The organism is Paenibacillus arenosi, from assembly GCF_014841135.1.
Taxonomy (GTDB): Bacteria; Bacillota; Bacilli; order Paenibacillales; family Paenibacillaceae; genus Paenibacillus_B; species Paenibacillus_B arenosi.
This window is the reverse complement of record NZ_JACYTN010000003.1, coordinates 297,809-316,117: the sequence shown is the minus strand read 5'-3', so window position 1 is coordinate 316,117 and position 18,309 is coordinate 297,809. Positions and strand designations below refer to the sequence as shown.

Here is an 18,309-nt window from a genome sequence, read left to right as displayed (position 1 = left end):
GTCCCATTTTATAGCGATTCGTTTTATAAATACGACTTGTTAACGTTCTGCTTCCTAGACTATCGGTAATCTTACGATAAGAACTGATCTAATAATGTACAAGCTAATATAACCATACTAATGACTTGATTCAAATTGTACGAAGCAACATTCATCCGCTTGCGGCTAGATGGCTTAATAATTCGATGTTCAATTGCAAGCAGGACAATGGCTAAGCCTATCCCTATCAAATATACCATTCCCAGCGAATCCCGGAAAAAGTATAGCAAAATAAGCAGCAGCACCATCACCGTATGCAACGTACGTGCAATAAACAATGCATCCTCATAACCGAATACACGCGGGACGCTCCACAACCCCGCATTTCGGTCAAATTCGATGTCCTGCGTAGCATAGATGATATCAAAGCCTGCAATCCACAGCATAACGACCGTTCCAAGTACGAATGGCGTCAACGCGAACTCACCTGTCACAGCGAACCATGCACCAATAGGCGCAGAAGCAATCGTAAAGCCGAGGTACAGATGGCTCAACCAGGTAAACCGCTTCGTGTACGAATAGCTAGAAATAAGCACGACCGCCACTGGGGACAAGGCTAAGCATAGCGGATTCAACATCCCCGCTGCTAAAATGAATAGCCCATAGTTAATTATGATAAATACGGTTACTTCTCGCTCCATCAGTAAACGTTTAGGCAGGTGACGATGAGCTGTGCGTGGATTTTGTGCATCAAATTCCCTATCCACGAGACGGTTGAACGCATTCGCTCCATTGCGTGCTGCCACAAGGGCAATGAGTGACCACAGCATCACTTCACCAGCCGGCAAACCATTGGCTGCCCATACCATCGAAATAATGGCGAAAGGCAAAGAGAATAACGTATGCGAGAACATAACCAGTTCTCCGAACATACGAGTCTTATAGAAGACCTTATGAATCGCGTCCATCTTTCGCCCCCCTCTCTTCACCGGCATAAACCGCTTTAGAGAGAACTTCATCTAGCACCGAGAGCATCGCATCGATCTCTGCTTCTGGCATAATAAGCGGAGGCTGGAATGCAAGAACGTTGCGCCCAACACCATTTTTGCCAATCAAATAACCGCGATTTTTCATCTTCTCCAGCACACGATCCGTCAGCACTGCATCCAATGACGCTTCACCCGTATTTAGCTCGGCTCCTACCATAAGCCCTTTGCCGCGCACATCTGTAATGACACTGTGCTTAACTTGGAGTGTGCGCAGTCCGTCTTTTAGTTGATTGCCTAACTCGGCAGAGCGCGCCACAAGCTGCTCCTGCTGGATATAATCCAATACCGCCATGGCCGTGGCAGCAGAGACTGGATTACCACCGAATGTCGAAGCAGATGGACGATTAAAGCTGGCTGCAATTGCGTCTGTCGTAGCAAAAGCTCCGATTGGCACGCCATTGCCAAGCGCTTTTGCCATCGTAATGATGTCTGGTGCAACCCCATAATGGTCCATCGCGAACATACGACCCGTGCGACCGAAGCCAGTCTGGATTTCATCTGCGATGAGCAAGATGCCATACTCAGCCAGTAGCACCTTCATTTCGCGGAAATACCAGTCAGGCGGGACGATCATCCCACCATTGCCTTGAATCGGCTCAACGATCATCGCTGCGAACGTATTTCCCTTTTCCGCAAGCACTTGTCGCAGCGCCTCAATGGAACGATGAGCAGCATCTTCCACGTCCAACTCTTCATCGTAAGGACGAGGAATAAAGGTAACATGCGGGTCGAGGTAATCATCTGTGCGCCACATCGGCATCCCTGTGACTCCCATCGTGAGGAACGTTCTACCGTGCAGACCGTACTCCAGCGCGAGGAAGTCTTTGCGCCTCGTATGCAGCCTTGCCAACAGCAAGGCCCCTTCATTTGCTTCAGAGCCGCTATTGCAGAAAAACGTTCGCTTCAACTCACCTGGCAGGCATTCATTCGCCAGCCGCTCTGCTAGTTGAACCATTGGCTCTGTTAAATAAATCGTCGTTGTGTGCTGCAGCTTGGTTAATTGCTCAATCGTTTTAGCTGTAATATGCTCGTTGCAATGTCCGCAAGCAACAACGGATACACCTGCAAAGAAGTCTGTATATGTCTTGCCTGTATGATCAATAAGCTGATGCATGCTTCCCTGCACGATTTGTGGCGGGTCTTGGTAAAAATGATGGGTACAAGGAAAGAAATATTGTTTACGCTTCTCTAACACTTTTTCAGGACCGATATAGGTTGGATGCATCGTTGTCACGCTTGTCATGCGTATTCACCTCGTCACATTTTTGAATCCGTATTTGGTTCTCGGCCTACGCATTGGTGCTTGTTAACTCAAGGTGGCGAGCCGCTCCAAACTGTAAACTGCCTAGCGTATATCCTGCATAAACAGGCTTCATCTGGGCGAACAAGCTACCGCATTGTTCTAAGTTGTTAGCTGCTTGACGGTATGTGCGTACAATCGTCCGCAGTTGCTCATCCGTATATGTCTTGCCTTCAATCCGGAAATGACGGACCCCTGCTTCATACAGCTCCTTCATCATCGGCAAGTAGCACAATTCTTTGGACAAAGCGAGATGATTGCGTCCGCTCCAATCTCGATAGACGGGACTCTCACCTTTGTCTGTCATAAGCACAAGATACTGATTATCCACATAAGCGTTATCCTCTTGGCCGATCGACTCCATCACTTCTGTATTTTCATAGAGATCAAGCTCCAAATACATCACGATCGGCGAGCCATGAACCGTCATCTCCACTGGTACTTTTGTATGTTCAATGAAGTTCGCCAAATCATTGAGCGGCAGCTCCATCGAAGCGTGAACACGCTCCACACCGAAATACTTTTCATACACAGCAGCTGACATATAGTTGTACACATTCAAATTCGCATCGCCAATCATAGGTAGCCCCAGCTCTAGTGAACCAAACTTATGCAGCGCACCAAAATTAGATACAAGCAAGCCATCCAGCCCATACATCCCTCTTTGCTTTCCTTGTTGCAAGAAGTGTGTATACTGCTCCATATGAAGCTCTGTCATCATCCGAGGTGTGCCTAGAATAATTTGCGACGTGCCTTTAGATGCAGTCAGCCGTTCGATATCCTCAAGACTGTATGGACGATCTGGCATGTACACATCACCAGTCAAATAGATGAGATCTGCTCCTTCTTCAAGTGCTGCATGTGCCTGCTGTACATTATTGACATGTACGGCAATCTGGGGATGAGTCTGCTTAGAAATGTGAGCGGTATCTCTTTTGGCATCAGCAAGACGCTCACGAATTTGCGTAACACGCTCTTCTTTCAGCTCACGTTCAGCTGTAGGTGTACTGAACACCTTCCCTGTACTGTAGAACTTCCCTGTCCCCTCATAACGTCTATTAATATAGCTAAGACCAGGCTTGCCAAATGCATAGGCGGTTGAGAAATCCCGCTTCCGATTGTCATACAGCTTGTCCGCATCCTCCATACGATTAAAGCCAATCGGATCAGCAATATAGCGATCAATCGCATTCCCATATTGATTGACCAATAAATTCAAGAACTCGATATCGCGCATTCTGCCTTCAATTTTGAATGACATAATGCCTGACTTAATCAGTTCCGGGATATGCTCATACATGTACATGTCTTTCGCAGCGAGAGGATATTCTGTCGGATAAATATGCCCGTCCTTCTTCACGCGATAATCCCAACGACAAGGCTTCATACAACGCCCACGTTGGGCACTATTACCGAAAATCATCGAGCTAATCGTACAATTTGCACCGTGAACCGTGCACATGTCGCCATGAACAAAGTATTCGAACTCCATCCCGCTTTTTGCTTGCAGCAGCTCTGCTGTGTTCAGATCCATCTCACGAGAGGCAACTACCCGAGTCACGCCAAACTTCTTCATCGCCTCGATCATTTCTAAATTGTGAATATTCATCATGACGGAAGAATGCACAGGTATATTCGTATAGTTCTGCTCGTGAATCAGTGGGAACACCGCCATATCCTGCGCAATAATCGCATCGGGGCCGACTTCATTTAGAAATTCAAAATAGCGCTTCGCCTCATCCAAATCTTCTTCGTTTAATAAATTGTTCACAGTAACATAGGCACGCTTGCCTCGGTCATGTGCCATTTGAATAGCTTCTCGAACTTCATCATAGGATAAATTGTACCCTTTGCGCATCATCCGCATATTGAGCGACGGTCCACCGAAGTACACCGCATCACAATTCATATCAATAACCTCTTGGAAAATAGGAAACGTTCCCGCAGGAGCCAACAACTCTATCTCTTTACCGTTGAAATATCTAGCCATAATCGTTCCTCCCCATCCTCATTAACGTGAACATTTTCACAAATTAATTACTATTTATGCATACTGTTAGAGTTTGAACCTACATAATGAGTAACATGTTCAGCTAAATCTCTAACGCTCACCTCTATTATTCACATGGAACGAATTGCAGCTTGATCTACATCACAAAAGTGAAGACAAGCATGACTCCAAAGCCGATTAGAAACAGCGAATCGACTCGCCGCCACTTCAACATACGAAGTGAAGTCCGTGCTCGATCCAGCACATATCCCCTCGACTCCATCGCCTGCACTAAGTCTTCCGCTCTGCGAAAAGCCCCTACAATAATCGGAACGAGCAGGGTCAACAGCATTTTCCCTTTTGCCGCTAACTTCAAATCGTTAATATCTGCTCCACGGGATGCTTGGGCCTTCAATATACGATCCGCTTCCTCAAATATCGTCGGGATAAACCGCAACGCGATCGTAATCATCATCGTCCACTGCTGTGGAGAAACACCGATAAGCTTAAGCGGCTTCAATACTGCCTCAAGGCCAAGATTCAATTCTATCGGTGTCGTCGTAAAGGTTAGAATCGACGTAAAGCACACCAGCAGCAGCATGCGCCATACGGCTGATAGCCCTAGTAATACACCCTCGCTACTAACGTGGAAGCTACCTATTTCAAACCATACGCTGCCACCCTGCTCAAACAGCGCATAGAACAAAAACATAAAGAACATAAGCGGCCATAGCGGCTTGGAAGCCCGACCATAGCGGGATAACGGAATGCCCGAGCTTACTAAAATAAGCAATGCGATTACGCTTATCGTACTTAGTTCTACGATGGAATGAGCGCTAATAACAGTGGCTAGAAACAGCAGCATCGCTACTAACTTCGCACGTGGATCTAATCGATGTACCCATGATGAAGCCTCTACATAGCGGCCCATCACCAGCTTAGATGACTTCATCATCGTTCTTCCTCTCCTCTAGGAAGATGTGTAGCATGATGCGCACTTTCACTTCCCCCCGTTACCGCGTAATAAACATTTGCTCCTTGGTCTGCTGATTGTTCGAGCTGCTGTTCGTATGGATTCACGCCGCTATCCTCATCGACCACACCCCGCCCACTACCTAGTTCCTGCTGACGTAAATGGATCAATCGCTCGGCCCATTCCTTGGCGGTAAGTGGCAATGCTTCCGCCTGTGTAGCCAGCAGAAATATCGACTGATCTGCTCCAACACCATGCTCACTGCTTCGTTCAGTAGTCTGCCTTGCGACTTTTTCTGCTGCTAGGGCGCGTTTCCATCCTGTAGAGTGCTTTTCCCCTGACACATCCAATTGCTCTCTACATCGCTCGCCTATTAGCTGCCCTAGCCTCAATGCGGCTGGCAGGACGATCCCCGCGTCTTGCAGCTGCAAAGGCTGGGCTAGCAGCTCAGTGCGGATGCCCTGAAACACAAGTCGACCAGCTTGCATTAACATATAGTGGCTCGCAACAGGCAACACTTCATCCAGCCGATGCGTAACGACCGCAACTGTCTTGCCTTGCTCGATCGTGAGTCGATGCAAGAGATCAAGCAGCTCGATTCTACTGATTGGATCGAGTGTAGCTGTCGGCTCATCCAGCACGAGCAAATCTGGATTGGATGCCAGCACGGCTGCAATGGCCGCCTTGCGCATCTGTCCGCCGCTGAGCTGGAAGGGATTCATCGTGAGCACAGCTTCAGGCAGTCCCACCGTGCGCAGCGCCTCAAGAGCCGCTTGACGTGCCTCCTGCTCAGACATGCCAAACTGTAAAGGGCCAAACATAAGATCCTGCTCCACTGTATCTGCGAACAGCTGCTGCTCCGGGAATTGAAAGACGAGCCCGACTCGTTTGCGCAGCGGCTTTAGCCCTTTTTGCTTTATCCCAGCCTCAAACGTCACATCCAGCACACGGAGTCTTCCCGTGGTCGGCTGGAAAATACCGTTTACGTGCTGTAGCAAGGTCGACTTGCCGGAGCCGGCCGAACCTAGAATGGCATAAAACTGTCCTTGCTCCCATTCGAAGCTGATATCCTTAATCGCAAACGGTTGCTCACTACGGCCGTTAGCTTCATATTGGTAACTTAATTTTTCACTGGACACGATGGCCATAATGCATTCACCAACTCTTCTTCATCTCGGCATATATCCATTTCAATACCACGACGCCTAAGCTCTAGCGATAACTCCACAGCAAATGGCGGACGTAGGCGGCATTCCTCCATCAGCTCTTCCCGTGCGAACAGCTCCATCGGTGACAAATCAGCTGCCAGTTGGCCGCCCTTTACGACCAACACACGATCCGATGCCATTATTTCTTCCGCATCATGTGTCACTGATACGATGGTAAACCCTCGTCCTGCACGCAATTGCCGTATATGAGTCATACACTCTCGCCTTGCCTGCTCATCTAACATCGACGTTGCCTCATCCCAAATCATGACTTCCGGATCAAGCACGAGCAGCCCAGCAAGCGCAACGCGCTGTTTCTGTCCCCCAGACAAGGAAGATGGATGGCGATGCAGCCAATCTTGAATGCCCAGCTCAACCGACACCTGATCGATCCTCTGCTGCATTTCTGCTCGCGGCAAACAGCGGTTCTCCATTCCAAATGCCATATCATCTTGCACCGTAGCTGCTATAAACTGATTATCTGGGTTTTGAAATAAGTAGCCGACAAGTCCACGTATATCGCTAACCGTATGACTATCAAGCGTTACACCGCCGATCTGAATCGTGCCTGACTGCGGCGCTAGCAAGCCATTCATCAGCTTCGTCAATGTCGATTTGCCAGAACCATTCGGACCTACAATCGTTACCCACTGTCCCTGTTCGATATGAAAGGACAAGTCTGCGAACATCGGCTCTCCCTTCGGATACTGGAAACCTACTTGATTGAATCGTATAATAGTTGCCACCGCCTTTACTGCAATTCTGGTGCAAATGGTTCAAACAACGATAGCTTGGAAAGTGAGGCAACCACGTATTTCACAGCGATTCCAATAAAGATACCGGTCACAATTCCGAGCAGCATTAAAGCTGGAAGATAGTAATAGATCTTTGTTGTTTGAAAAACAAGATAAGCCGCCGTTAATTGCCCCACATTATGCGCTACGCCCCCCATTACACTAATCCCGATGAGACTGAGACGACCTCGCCCGACTCGGATAAGACCGTACATAACAATGAAGCTAAACAGCGCTCCTAGAAAGCTAAATAAAAATGCCGAGAACGCGCCGTATATCAAAGTCATAATTAACGCTTTCAATATAACTAGCGCCAGCGAATCTCGCCAAGACAGGAAGCATAAGCATGTTAACACCATAATATTAGCTAGACCTAGCTTGGCACCCGGAATCATCATAAACATTTGTGTCGGGAGCATCGCTTCTACCAATCCCAATACAGCAGCTACTGCCGCAAATATGGCAATGATGACCGTCTTCCTTAACTTAAGCGATGAAGAGACCGAGGAATCATTAGCTGACAACCGCATCTAGTTCACTCTCCTCTGCTTGATCCGTTTTCAGTTCCACAAGCACGCGATGCGGCAGACAAACAATGGTATCTCCTTTGCGATTCACAAAGCCAAAGGACAAGCACACTTGATCAGGACAATCCGCCTCAATCATTTCGATGCCATAATTATGAACTTTCAAAATATTTGTACCGTGATCAGTCGGCACTGTAATCATTTGCTCTTCTTCGGTTAGCGTCACTGTCTTAAACAGCTTGCCATCGACCGTAATCTCTGCTGTCATTGTATTATTGTGATTATTTTCACTTGAGTTCTGAATCAACCACTTAGGAATAAAGAATGCAAGAGCAGCCACAATGACGAGGCAGATTAATACTACATCCCCGCGCTTCATACCTAGCATCTCCTTAAGTTATTAAGTAACAATCTATAAAATTTTAATGATTATAAATTTCAATATTATTATACTGCCACCTCATTTTTCGTTCAATGTTGACAGCTTGGATAGATGCCAGAAAAACCCTTATACAGCGGGATTTTGGCTGTTTTTTTGTGACAAACTTCCTAGGCAATACATCTTCATTCTGATATAATGTTGTGCTAAAAGACAGGCAGATCGTACAAGCCTTAACCTATGGACAGATTACGGAGGGACAACTATGAGAGGAATACGCTCGATGAAACTTCCACCTTGGGCTTACATTGTTGCAGTGGCGCTATCCATTGCTATGTTGGCAGTAGGATGTGATTCACAATCATCCGATTCTAAACAGGCGCAGCAGCCAACGATTCAATCCAAGTCCTATTTTATATTTGATACCATGGTTACGGTGAAATTGTACGATGATCCTGCTTACGAGCAACATTTTGAACATATTTTGAACATTATGAAAGACATCGAAAGCAAGATGAGCCGCACACTGGAAACAAGTGAGCTGTACAAGCTGAACGCCCATGCTGGCAAAGGCCCTTATCAAGTTTCAGATGAAACGTTCATCGTTATCGAAAAGGCACTGGACTATGCCAAGAAAACGAATGGACGCTTTGATCCAACGATAGGACCACTCGTTAGTTTATGGGGGATCGGTACGGAACAAGCCCGTGTACCAGCTCAAGCTGAAATCGATGAAGCACTCAAGCTAGTTGGCTATGACAAAGTGGCACTCGATACAGCCAAGAAGACGGTAGCCTTGGCGAAGCCGGGCATGGAGCTCGACTTGGGCGGTATCGGCAAAGGATACGCAGCTGACGCTATTGCCGACTATGTTCGTGAGCAAGGCGTAAAAAGCGCGATTATTGATTTGGGCGGCAACATTTATGCGGTTGGTGCCAAGCCAGGCGGACTCGACTGGACGATTGGCGTTCAAGATCCGAATGAGACACGAGGCAATCAGATCGGCATGATGAAAATAAAGGATCGCACCATTGTGACCTCCGGCGTGTATGAACGTTATTTGGAGCATAATGGGCAATACTATCATCATATTCTCGATCCAAAGACAGGCTACCCTGCCAAGAGCAATCTTAATAGTGTTACTATTGTAACGGATCGCTCTACTGATGCAGATGCGCTCTCTACCTCTGCCTTTGCGCTTGGTGTTGAAGAAGGAATTGCCTTCATTGAAGCGAAACCGAATGCCGAAGCTATTTTTATAACAGAAGACAAGCAAGTATACACCACGTCAGGCATTCCAAGCTTTTTCACCCTGACGGATGATCAATATAAATATGAGTTCAAAAAGTAAGGTTTTCAGTATCAGACAATGCAATCCCTTTACGTACGCTGACTGAATGCCATGAATGAACATTTTCAGCAAGAAGTTCGAGTTCGACACAGACTAGACCCGCCATAGAAAAGGCTGACCGGTCAAACGGACCTGTTACGTCTTTTCTATGGCGGGTCTTTATCTATATACAGCTGTAGGTAAGAGAAAGGCCACTGTAAGAAACGAATGCATGTAGCACGCTCTATCCAGCGCTAGTATCAGCTTTGTTCAACAGAAAGGAAGGAGCTACGTTATATGTTTCTATTGCAATTAATTATCGTCTTGCTTGCCATTTATTTTGGATCAAGACTTGGAGGAATAGGTCTTGGCGTTATGGGCGGGCTTGGACTTGCTATCCTTACGTTCGGCTTTGGGCTCGTCCCTTCCGATCCGCCAATTGATGTCATCCTGATGATCGCGGCAGTCGTAACAGCGACCGCTACGATGCAAGCGGCAGGCGGTATGGATGTGCTCGTCAAAATAGCAGAACGAGCGCTGCGCCGCAATCCGCATCACATTACATTTATGGCGCCTGTCGTTACATACTTGTTCACGCTATGTGCAGGAACCGGACATGTTGCTTACTCGGTTATGCCCGTTATCGCGGAGGTAGCGCGCCAATCCGGCGTGCGCCCTGAGCGTCCGATGTCCGTCGCAGTCATCGCATCGCAGCAAGCGATAACGGCAAGCCCGATCTCGGCTGCTACCGTCGCGCTATTAGCGCTATTGGCGCCGCAGGGCTATACGCTGCCGAACATTTTGCTTATTAGCATTCCAGCTACGATTATTGGCTGTATCGCATCCGCACTGGTGATGAACCGTTACGGCAAGCCCCTTGCGGAAGATGAAGAGTTCCAGCGCCGTGTGGAAGCAGGAACGGTGCCCCCGATTGGCGAAGCAGATCGTTCTGGCTCCGCTACCAGCGATGATGGTCAGTTGCCGCGCGGAGCGGTTGCATCCGTATTTATTTTCCTAATTGGCGTTATTGCTGTCGTGTTGTTCGGCTCTTTCCCGGATCTTCGCCCCTCCTATATGGATGCAGAAGGCGTCATGAAAACACTCGGTATGCCGCAAGTGGTTGAAATCGTCATGTTGTCGGTCGGCGGTATGATTTTGCTCGTATCGCGCGCTCCAGCAGAACGAGTAGTGAAGAGCAATATTTTCAGTGCAGGGATGCAGGCTGTCATCAGCATTTTCGGTATTGCGTGGCTCGGGGATACATTCTTCCGTGGCAATATGGAGATTATCGATGCCGCAATTAAGGATACCGTTACGGCTGCACCATGGATGTTTGCCGTTGCTTTGTTCTTTATGTCGATCCTGCTCAGCTCGCAGGCAGCAACGGTGCGTGGTTTGATGCCGCTCGGTATCGCCTTAGGCATGCCAGCACCAGCCTTGATTGCGATGTTCCCATCGGTTAACGGCTACTTCTTCTTGCCGAACTATCCGACGGTTATCGCGGCGATTAACTTTGACCGCACAGGCACAACGCGAATTGGTCGCTATTTACTGAACCACAGCTTTATGGTTCCGGGTTTAGTGGCGACGATTGTTTCGGTTGCCGTGGGCTTTGGCTTAACGAAAATTTTCTTATAGAAGCATACGATAAGTAAAGCATAACGACGCAGGTACCTCCATCATCACTGGAGACGACTTGCGTCTTTTTATAATGGAAAGACCCTATCGGCTTGACATCATTATCAATTTATATTATCTTTAATTCAAGATAATTAAGATCGAGATATAACTCACCACCCTAGAGGAGGCTCCCACCATGGAATTGAAAGGGATTCACCACGTTTCGTTACTAACTGCAAATGCCGAGAAGAACTTGGCATTCTATACCGATATACTAGGCATGCGTCTTGTGAAGAAGACGGTTAACCAAGATGATACATCGATGTATCATTTGTTTTACGCTGATGCTGAGGGCAACCCTGGAACAGAGATTACATTTTTCGAAATCCCGATGGCAGTTGGCCAACAATACGGCATTAACAGTGTTTCGGCTACTTCTTTGCGAGTTGCTTCAGACGAAGCGTTATTGTTTTGGAAACAGCGTTTCGAAACACTCAAAGTACCGCATGGTGAAATTACAGACCGTACGGGGCGCAACTCACTATCTTTTACTGACTTTGAAGGCACCAAGCTGATTCTTGTCTCCGATGAGCATAACAGCGGTGTTGCGGGCGGAACAGCTTGGACGCATAGTGACATCCCATCACAATATGGAATCATTGGACTGGGTCCAATCAAACTAACTGTTCGCAAAGCTTCATCAACGATTAACGTACTAACATCTGTTATGGGCTTCCGTCCAAAATCGTCCTACCCATCTTGGTTCGATGGCCAGCCAGATATTATTATCCTTGAAACAGGCGAAGGCGGAACGGGCGCTGAAGTTCATATCGAAGAACGCAATGATCTGCCAATGTCTCGTCCAGGTCGCGGTGCTGTGCACCACGTCGCCTTCCGTGTCGATAATGAAGAGGAAATGCATCAATGGGTTAATCATATTGAGCAGCACAACCTGCCAAGCTCAGGCTTTGTAGACCGTTTCTACTTCCGTTCGCTTTATTTCCGTGAACCAAACGGTATTTTGTATGAACTAGCCACAGATGGACCTGGTTTCGACACCGACGAAGATATGGAGCATCTAGGTGAGACCCTAGCCTTACCACCATTTTTAGAGCCACAACGTGAAGAAATTGAAGCAAAGCTGAAGCCTCTTCACACAAAATGATCTGTAAGGTTCCTCCTTCAATCTAATATACAAGCGTTGCTGTAGATATACTTACATTCAACATGAGAAGAGACGGCATTTCTACTCCTACATTGGATCGAAAGTCGTCTCTTTTCCTGTTGGTAAGTGTTCTATAGCAGACTCCCTATTTCTTCGCCTGCTCCAATGCTTGCTTCACAGCAGCGATGACACCTTCTGAAGATTTCGTTGCACCTGTCAGCGCTTCTACCTCATCCGCTCCCTGCTTCTCAATAATTTCAGGAACAGTATTGTCCGTTACCGCTTGGATCATCTGCGCTGTCTCTTCGTGCTGCTTCACTTCAACGGAATCAATCTTTCCCGACTTCACGGTTACAGCTACAACGATATCACTAGTTGCTCCTCGTGACTTGCCTTCATACACTCCATCTTTATAAAGACCGCCGTTTCCACAGCCCGACAATGCGAGCATAGCTGCAATCCCTGTTATGATCCATGCTTTTCTCTTCATCACAATCTCCCCTTGATGTCTTTATATTTAGAGCAAAATTACGACAGCTCCTCAGAATGTCCCGAATCGATTCCGTGCCGATGCTTTATGCCAATAGTTGTAATAGCTTACTACTGCTCTACCTTCACATAATTGAACGCATTCAATCCCGCGATTTTACCGAACGTAATAATGTCTGCCAACGCATTGCCACCAAGTCGGTTACCGCCATGAACCCCACCTGTTACTTCACCTGCTGCGTATAGACCCTTTATCGCTTGTCCATCATTATTTAGCACTTGTGCATCTGTATTAATCTTTAACCCACCCATAGTATGGTGTACAGCAGGTGTTACCTCAATCGCATAGAACGGACCGTTGCTCAACTCACGCGGCAGATCGGGACGCTGGAATTGCTCATCTGTGCCTGCCTTCACACCTATGTTGTAAGAATTCAATGTGTTACCCAATACAGCAGACTCTACCCCCAGCTTTTCAGCTAGCGCCGCTATGCTTTCCGCTTCAGTTACGAGCTGCATATTGAAATACTCTTCTGTCGCTTTCAAGCTGTCCCGAAGCCCTTTATCGAACAATAAATAGGCACGACCATCCTGCTGACCTAAAATAGCCTTGGAAACAACATCACGAGTTAGCAGCTCATTCACGAAACGCTTACCACTCTTATTAACCAAAATAGCACCATTACCTCGAACTGCTTCTGTTACCATTACACCTTTATCTGGAACAACAGTCGGATGCGTTTGTATTTCAGCCATATCAACAAGAGCCGCACCATGCTTCTCCGCAATCGTTATCGCATCCCCTGTCGCTCCCGGATGATTCGTTGTAGCGAAGCCTTTCAGATCTGGTTTATGTGCGACGACCATCTCTTGATTCGCAGAAAATCCCCCCGATGCCAATACAACCGCGTTTGTATTTATCATATATTCCTTGCCTTCTTTGTCCTTTGCCTTTATACCAGTAACTGCCCCTTCTTTATCGATAACGATATCTGTCATTTGATGCCGCGTACGTACATCAATGTTCTTTTCCTTGGCAGTCTTCTCTAGCACCATAGCGATATGAGAGCCTACTGCCGCTCCTCCTGCTGGACGGTGAGTACGATTGACGCTTGCTCCAGCCATTCGACCAACATCAGACATGTCCGCACCATACATCTCCAACCACTCTACGGAATCTTTCGCTTGCTCCGTGAGCAATTTGACCAGTTCTGGGTTGTTTTTGTCATAGCCGCCTTTCATCGTATCCTCATAGAATAATTCCACACTATCTTTAAAGCCCTTATCTATTTGCTGCTTCGTCCCAGCAGCATTCAAACCACCTGTCGCACGCGCCGTATTCCCGCCTACAATCGGCATTTTTTCCAACACAATCACATTCGCACCTTCTTCTTGCGCACGAACCGCGGCCGCCAGACCTGCACCGCCCGCTCCAACGACAACAACGTCAGCCGACTCCTTCTTTGCTCCACACCCCGACAATAATGACAACGCCATTGCAGCCGCAAGTACGGTTGGTATCCACTTTTTCATGATGCAGCACTCCCTTATGATGATGTTCTCTCTGTCTTCAAAGTGATAGGCTGTACGCTTGCTAATAACTAGCGTAGATCGCCTACACTTTACAAGTGATTATTTTCACTTGAAATCAACATCATCGTAGCACATCACCAACCTCATATATGTGAACTAATTCACATAAACTTCTGAACGACGTATACAGCCTCGCTTCATAACTAGCTAGCACCTATTAGAACTGAGCATCGCATAACACAACCTATTCTCTCCAGACGAAAAAAGCTAGCAAGTTTCAACCAACTCATTGCTGGCTCTACCTTGCTAGCTCTATCATTCTTCGCTCATTCTACCATATAAATATAGGATGAATATTGACCCTGCTCTGATAGCTTAATCGGCAATCGGATATGCACGTCGAATCCACCACCTATACTTGTTACAATCTTGATTTCCCCTTCTAGGCTGCGTACGCGTTCATAAATGCTTGATAATCCCATATGCATTCGATTATGCTTCCAAGCTACTTCATCCATTCCGATTCCATTGTCTGTATATCGGAACAAAATATAGTCCTCACTCTGACGCAGCTCAATTATGGCGCAATCCGCTTGAGCATGTTTGTCTGTGTTCCTAAGCAGCTCTTGCACGATACGATATACACCTGTCATCAACTCGTTGCTCAGCGTATCGTTCACAGGAAAGGCTAGCAGCTCTATTGAAAAGTTCACTCGAAGCAGCTCATGCTCAATAAGATGCCTAAGCGATTCAGCTAAGCCCATTTCTTTTAACAATTGTGGTCTCAGTTCTTGACAGGTCTCTCGTATTTGATGAATGACATCAAGCAAACCTTCCTTAATCTCCAGCAGCTCACACCTCAGCTCAGGACTCATCGGGTAATCCAGCGTAGATGTTTCTAGCTTACGATACCAAATAATTTGATCTTGTAATGCTGCATCATGTAAATCAGAAGCAAGCTTTTGCCGCTCATTTTCAGATAGACAAAATAATAACCGCGACATCCAAGGGGAAGTTAGCTTACGATTGTTCAACTGATCTTGCAAGTCCTCCACCATACGCTCCACAGAGTAAAGATTTTCATAAACAAGACTGGCATAGCGCGTAATCGTTTGCAGCCACTTCCATTCATCTGGATTGAACTGCGTATGATTGGACTTATTGCTCAACCATCCTACTCGATACGTATGCTTAAAACAGCCTAGCACAAGAAGAATGCCATCTGGCAATCGAACAAGCTCGGCTATACGAAGCTCACTTACCTCATTAAGAATAGACTTGGAAGCATGTCGTCCCATAACGGTGTTGGGTAGCGGGGTCACCTGCTTGGTAGTCAAATTTACATCAAAGAACTGATAACTGCACAGCGGTAGCATTTCGGTCAATTCCTGTCCAAGAATATGTTCCAGTTCTGCATGCTTCATAACCCCTGACAGTTGGCGAGAGAACCGTTCCAAGCTATCCTGTCCATTAAACGAATTACTAAAGAGGCGAGAACGAAACTGATTCTGCAGTATCTCGTTCCCATACAAAAGCAGCGTAATCGATAGAAGCATGACAAGGAAGAACTTTACTAGTTTTCCCGTATCGAGGACAAATCCGAAGTCAACAACGGTAGCTATTACCGAAACGATGATAACGGCCGGGAGAAAGGCAACAACGAGAAATTTTCTGAATCGGTTCACGATAAAATCGATATCAAATAACTGCTTGGATGAAATTAAATACATATAGCTAATGGGCAAGCTGAACAAAAATAAGGTACTAAAAGGGACATTCGTGTCCTCTCCATTAAAAAAGTACGGCATAATCACATTAAGTACAATGAATGGTGTAAATGCTACGATATGTACAATGAGGAAGATTTTAAATAGCGGAGGCGAGCTATCGCGTCTATGACGTAAATAAAGTTGAATTAAACGAAATAAACAAATCCCATAACCAACCGCAAGCGTTCCTTTTACTAGTAGCGGGGTCATTCCTTTTATATCAATGAATTTAAATACAAAGCGATTGGACCAAGCAAAGACACTTATGATTACATCAATGACAAATAAGGAGGCAAGCACTTTCTTTGAAATAAAGGATAAGTAAAACTTCTCCAAGAAAACGTTCATAAAATGCATAAAAATATAGGGAAGAGCAGGAAGAGCAATCATGATAATGGCTCCACCTACTACATCCATATTGTAAGATGCAACATTTCCGTAAAAAGATATACCGATGATAAGAAAGCAGACGATAAGGATTCGAGCATCTGGCTGATCTCGTTTATTTTTCCATAAGTAATAGGCCATATAAGAAAATAAAATTAAAAAAATAGGAGACAAAATAAAGAGAACAATAAACAAATCCTGAGGCAATCCCTCGTGCCAATTCTGCTTGAACAAAGCTGTCTGAACTTGTTCATCTTGTTTCTGTATCGTTAGTTCCTGTACAGTTCCTGGAATGACATAATAACCATCCATACGATCTTGCTCCGAATAATACTCATGGACGGGGATACCATCTAGCTTAAGAAGCTTATCCCCCTTCTCGATTGGGGCATCATATATGTCTGTATCTGACAAGACATTATGAACAACATAATGCTGCCCATCGATTCGATCGAGAGTTATCGTTCTAGGCGGAGCAAAATACGAAGCGAACGTCAGATACACAACAATAGACAGTAAACCTATGATTACTACGCATAGCTTCCAATTATTTTCTATTCTTTTAAACATGGACAGACAACACCTTTATACATAAATAGTTTTTCTGCATGCCTATGCAAGAGCATATATTTATTTATGTTCTACTGTCCATCATATGTAAACGAATTGTTGACTCGTAATTTCCACAATTTTTATTGCGGTGCTGCTTCTGTCTCCTCCACGCCTAGGAAGATAACTTTGAATTCTTCTAGGTAAGGGGCAGTTATCGAATTCTGCTTGAACAAATCTTGAAATTGATAGTAATGAACTCTCATTCTCACCGCAGAGGCAATAAAAGTCCCTGTCTTTTCGCACGCTTCATGAAGTTGCCCTATCTTCTCTTCCGGAATATGATCGGAATGCCCACTCACATAATCCTTAATCCATTTATATTCGTTCCCATCAATGGCTTCAGCCAAATACAAGAGCGGTGCTGTACGCTTTCGATTATGAAAATCGTTTTTAATGGTAAGCTGATACAAGTCCTTCATATCATTTTTCAATTGTGAAGAAAGTCCCATTTCCTTCGCATAAGCGGCTACCGTTGCATCCCATTGTCCTGTAGCCAATATGACCCCTGTCATACATGCCATTATGAACATAGAGGCTGATTTGTGCTCCACCATTTCCATGTATGCAGGAATGTCAGCGATATCATTTTCAAGATCAGCCATTTGCCCGTTTAGCGCAACTACCATCTGGTGATTCATCATCTCCAGCGCCGTACATACGTATTGCTCATTCATAGTCGAACGGCATTGCTTCATTGCTACAGGCACTAATTGCAGCAGCCCTAAGGCTACGTTAAGTGACAATGGCATCGGTAACTGCATCCAACGCTTATCCCCATTATCTTGGTCTTGCAGATCATCTATCACATCGGATGCAAGCAAAAATAATTCAATTGCCGCACATGCCGCGTAAATGCCTTCCTCTGTTCCTCCGAACATGTTGTAATGGTACTCGGCCAGAAGCCCGAATCTTGAATGTTCTTCTACTCGTTTTTCTTGTAAAAATTCATGGGCATACTGCCGCATCTTCGACTGTGTAAATGATTCGTCGATTAAATCCTTAATGATGGTATCGATTCGGACCACTTTATGTTCCATAGTATCTCCTCTTTATTGGGACTAAGAAAATAGGACAGCAGCAATCAATTGATCTGCGAGCACTATAACTTTATTGAAATAGGTACATACATTCATTTATTCAATAACAAAAGGCTCATTCCTCCTATATTTCGAGATGGAATAAGCCTTATTTTCATAAGATGTACG

15 protein-coding genes are annotated in these 18,309 nt (G+C 45.9%); 3 read left to right on the top strand and 12 right to left on the bottom strand.

Annotated features, from left to right (window positions below; genetic code table 11):
• Positions 1 to 71 precede the first annotated feature (71 nt).
• The 8 genes from IFO66_RS07345 to IFO66_RS07310 form a co-directional block, all read right to left on the bottom strand.
• Positions 72 to 947 (bottom strand): UbiA-like polyprenyltransferase, encoded by an 876-nt coding sequence (locus IFO66_RS07345; protein ID WP_192024502.1) that lies wholly within the window; start codon positions 945 to 947, stop codon positions 72 to 74.
• Positions 931 to 2,271: an aspartate aminotransferase family protein gene (locus tag IFO66_RS07340; protein ID WP_225445568.1), complete on the bottom strand. Its 1,341-nt coding sequence runs from the start codon at positions 2,269 to 2,271 to the stop codon at positions 931 to 933. The genes IFO66_RS07345 and IFO66_RS07340 overlap by 17 nt, the downstream gene beginning before the upstream one ends.
• A gap of 46 nt (positions 2,272 to 2,317) precedes the next feature.
• Positions 2,318 to 4,318, bottom strand: a complete 2,001-nt coding sequence (locus IFO66_RS07335) for a peptidase U32 family protein (RefSeq protein WP_192024501.1) — start codon at positions 4,316 to 4,318, stop codon at positions 2,318 to 2,320.
• Between the two features lie 157 nt (positions 4,319 to 4,475).
• On the bottom strand, positions 4,476 to 5,273 hold the full coding sequence (locus IFO66_RS07330) for an energy-coupling factor transporter transmembrane component T family protein (RefSeq protein WP_225445567.1): 798 nt from the start codon (positions 5,271 to 5,273) through the stop codon (positions 4,476 to 4,478).
• The gene (locus tag IFO66_RS07325) at positions 5,270 to 6,439 is read right to left on the bottom strand and encodes an ATP-binding cassette domain-containing protein (protein ID WP_192024500.1); all 1,170 of its coding nucleotides are present in this window, start codon (positions 6,437 to 6,439) and stop codon (positions 5,270 to 5,272) included. Before IFO66_RS07325 ends, IFO66_RS07330 begins: the two co-directional genes overlap by 4 nt.
• Positions 6,412 to 7,245 carry an energy-coupling factor transporter ATPase gene (locus tag IFO66_RS07320; protein WP_192024499.1) on the bottom strand — a complete coding sequence of 278 codons (834 nt, stop codon included), beginning with the start codon at positions 7,243 to 7,245 and terminating at the stop codon, positions 6,412 to 6,414. The genes IFO66_RS07325 and IFO66_RS07320 overlap by 28 nt, the downstream gene beginning before the upstream one ends.
• Before the next feature lie 5 nt (positions 7,246 to 7,250).
• Complete coding sequence (locus IFO66_RS07315; RefSeq protein WP_192024498.1) at positions 7,251 to 7,823, bottom strand: Gx transporter family protein; 573 nt, start codon at positions 7,821 to 7,823, stop codon at positions 7,251 to 7,253.
• The gene (locus IFO66_RS07310) at positions 7,807 to 8,199 is read right to left on the bottom strand and encodes a NusG domain II-containing protein (protein WP_192024497.1); all 393 of its coding nucleotides are present in this window, start codon (positions 8,197 to 8,199) and stop codon (positions 7,807 to 7,809) included. The genes IFO66_RS07315 and IFO66_RS07310 overlap by 17 nt, the downstream gene beginning before the upstream one ends.
• Before the next feature lie 265 nt (positions 8,200 to 8,464).
• On the opposite strand from IFO66_RS07310, the gene IFO66_RS07305 reads away from it, so the two are divergent.
• The 3 genes from IFO66_RS07305 (at position 8,465) to IFO66_RS07295 (ending at position 12,314) form a co-directional block, all read left to right on the top strand.
• A complete protein-coding gene (locus IFO66_RS07305; protein WP_225445566.1) occupies positions 8,465 to 9,550 on the top strand; it encodes an FAD:protein FMN transferase in 1,086 nt (361 codons plus the stop codon).
• Between the two features lie 276 nt (positions 9,551 to 9,826).
• A complete protein-coding gene (locus IFO66_RS07300) occupies positions 9,827 to 11,167 on the top strand; it encodes an anaerobic C4-dicarboxylate transporter family protein (protein ID WP_192024496.1) in 1,341 nt (446 codons plus the stop codon).
• Positions 11,168 to 11,345: 178 nt separating this feature from the next.
• Positions 11,346 to 12,314, top strand: a complete 969-nt coding sequence (locus tag IFO66_RS07295; protein WP_192024495.1) for a ring-cleaving dioxygenase — start codon at positions 11,346 to 11,348, stop codon at positions 12,312 to 12,314.
• 145 nt (positions 12,315 to 12,459) lie between these two features.
• Here the strand turns inward: IFO66_RS07295 and IFO66_RS07290 are convergent, their stop codons facing one another.
• The 4 genes from IFO66_RS07290 to IFO66_RS07275 form a co-directional block, all read right to left on the bottom strand.
• Positions 12,460 to 12,804, bottom strand: coding sequence for an FMN-binding protein (locus IFO66_RS07290; protein WP_192024494.1), 345 nt, complete (start codon positions 12,802 to 12,804; stop codon positions 12,460 to 12,462).
• A gap of 110 nt (positions 12,805 to 12,914) precedes the next feature.
• A complete protein-coding gene (locus tag IFO66_RS07285; protein WP_192024493.1) occupies positions 12,915 to 14,336 on the bottom strand; it encodes a flavocytochrome c in 1,422 nt (473 codons plus the stop codon).
• A gap of 326 nt (positions 14,337 to 14,662) precedes the next feature.
• The gene (locus tag IFO66_RS07280) at positions 14,663 to 17,062 is read right to left on the bottom strand and encodes a sensor histidine kinase (protein WP_192024492.1); all 2,400 of its coding nucleotides are present in this window, start codon (positions 17,060 to 17,062) and stop codon (positions 14,663 to 14,665) included.
• 122 nt (positions 17,063 to 17,184) lie between these two features.
• Entirely contained in the window at positions 17,185 to 18,141 is a 957-nt protein-coding gene (locus IFO66_RS07275) for a polyprenyl synthetase family protein (protein WP_192024491.1), read from the bottom strand.
• Between the last annotated feature and the right edge of the window lie 168 nt (positions 18,142 to 18,309).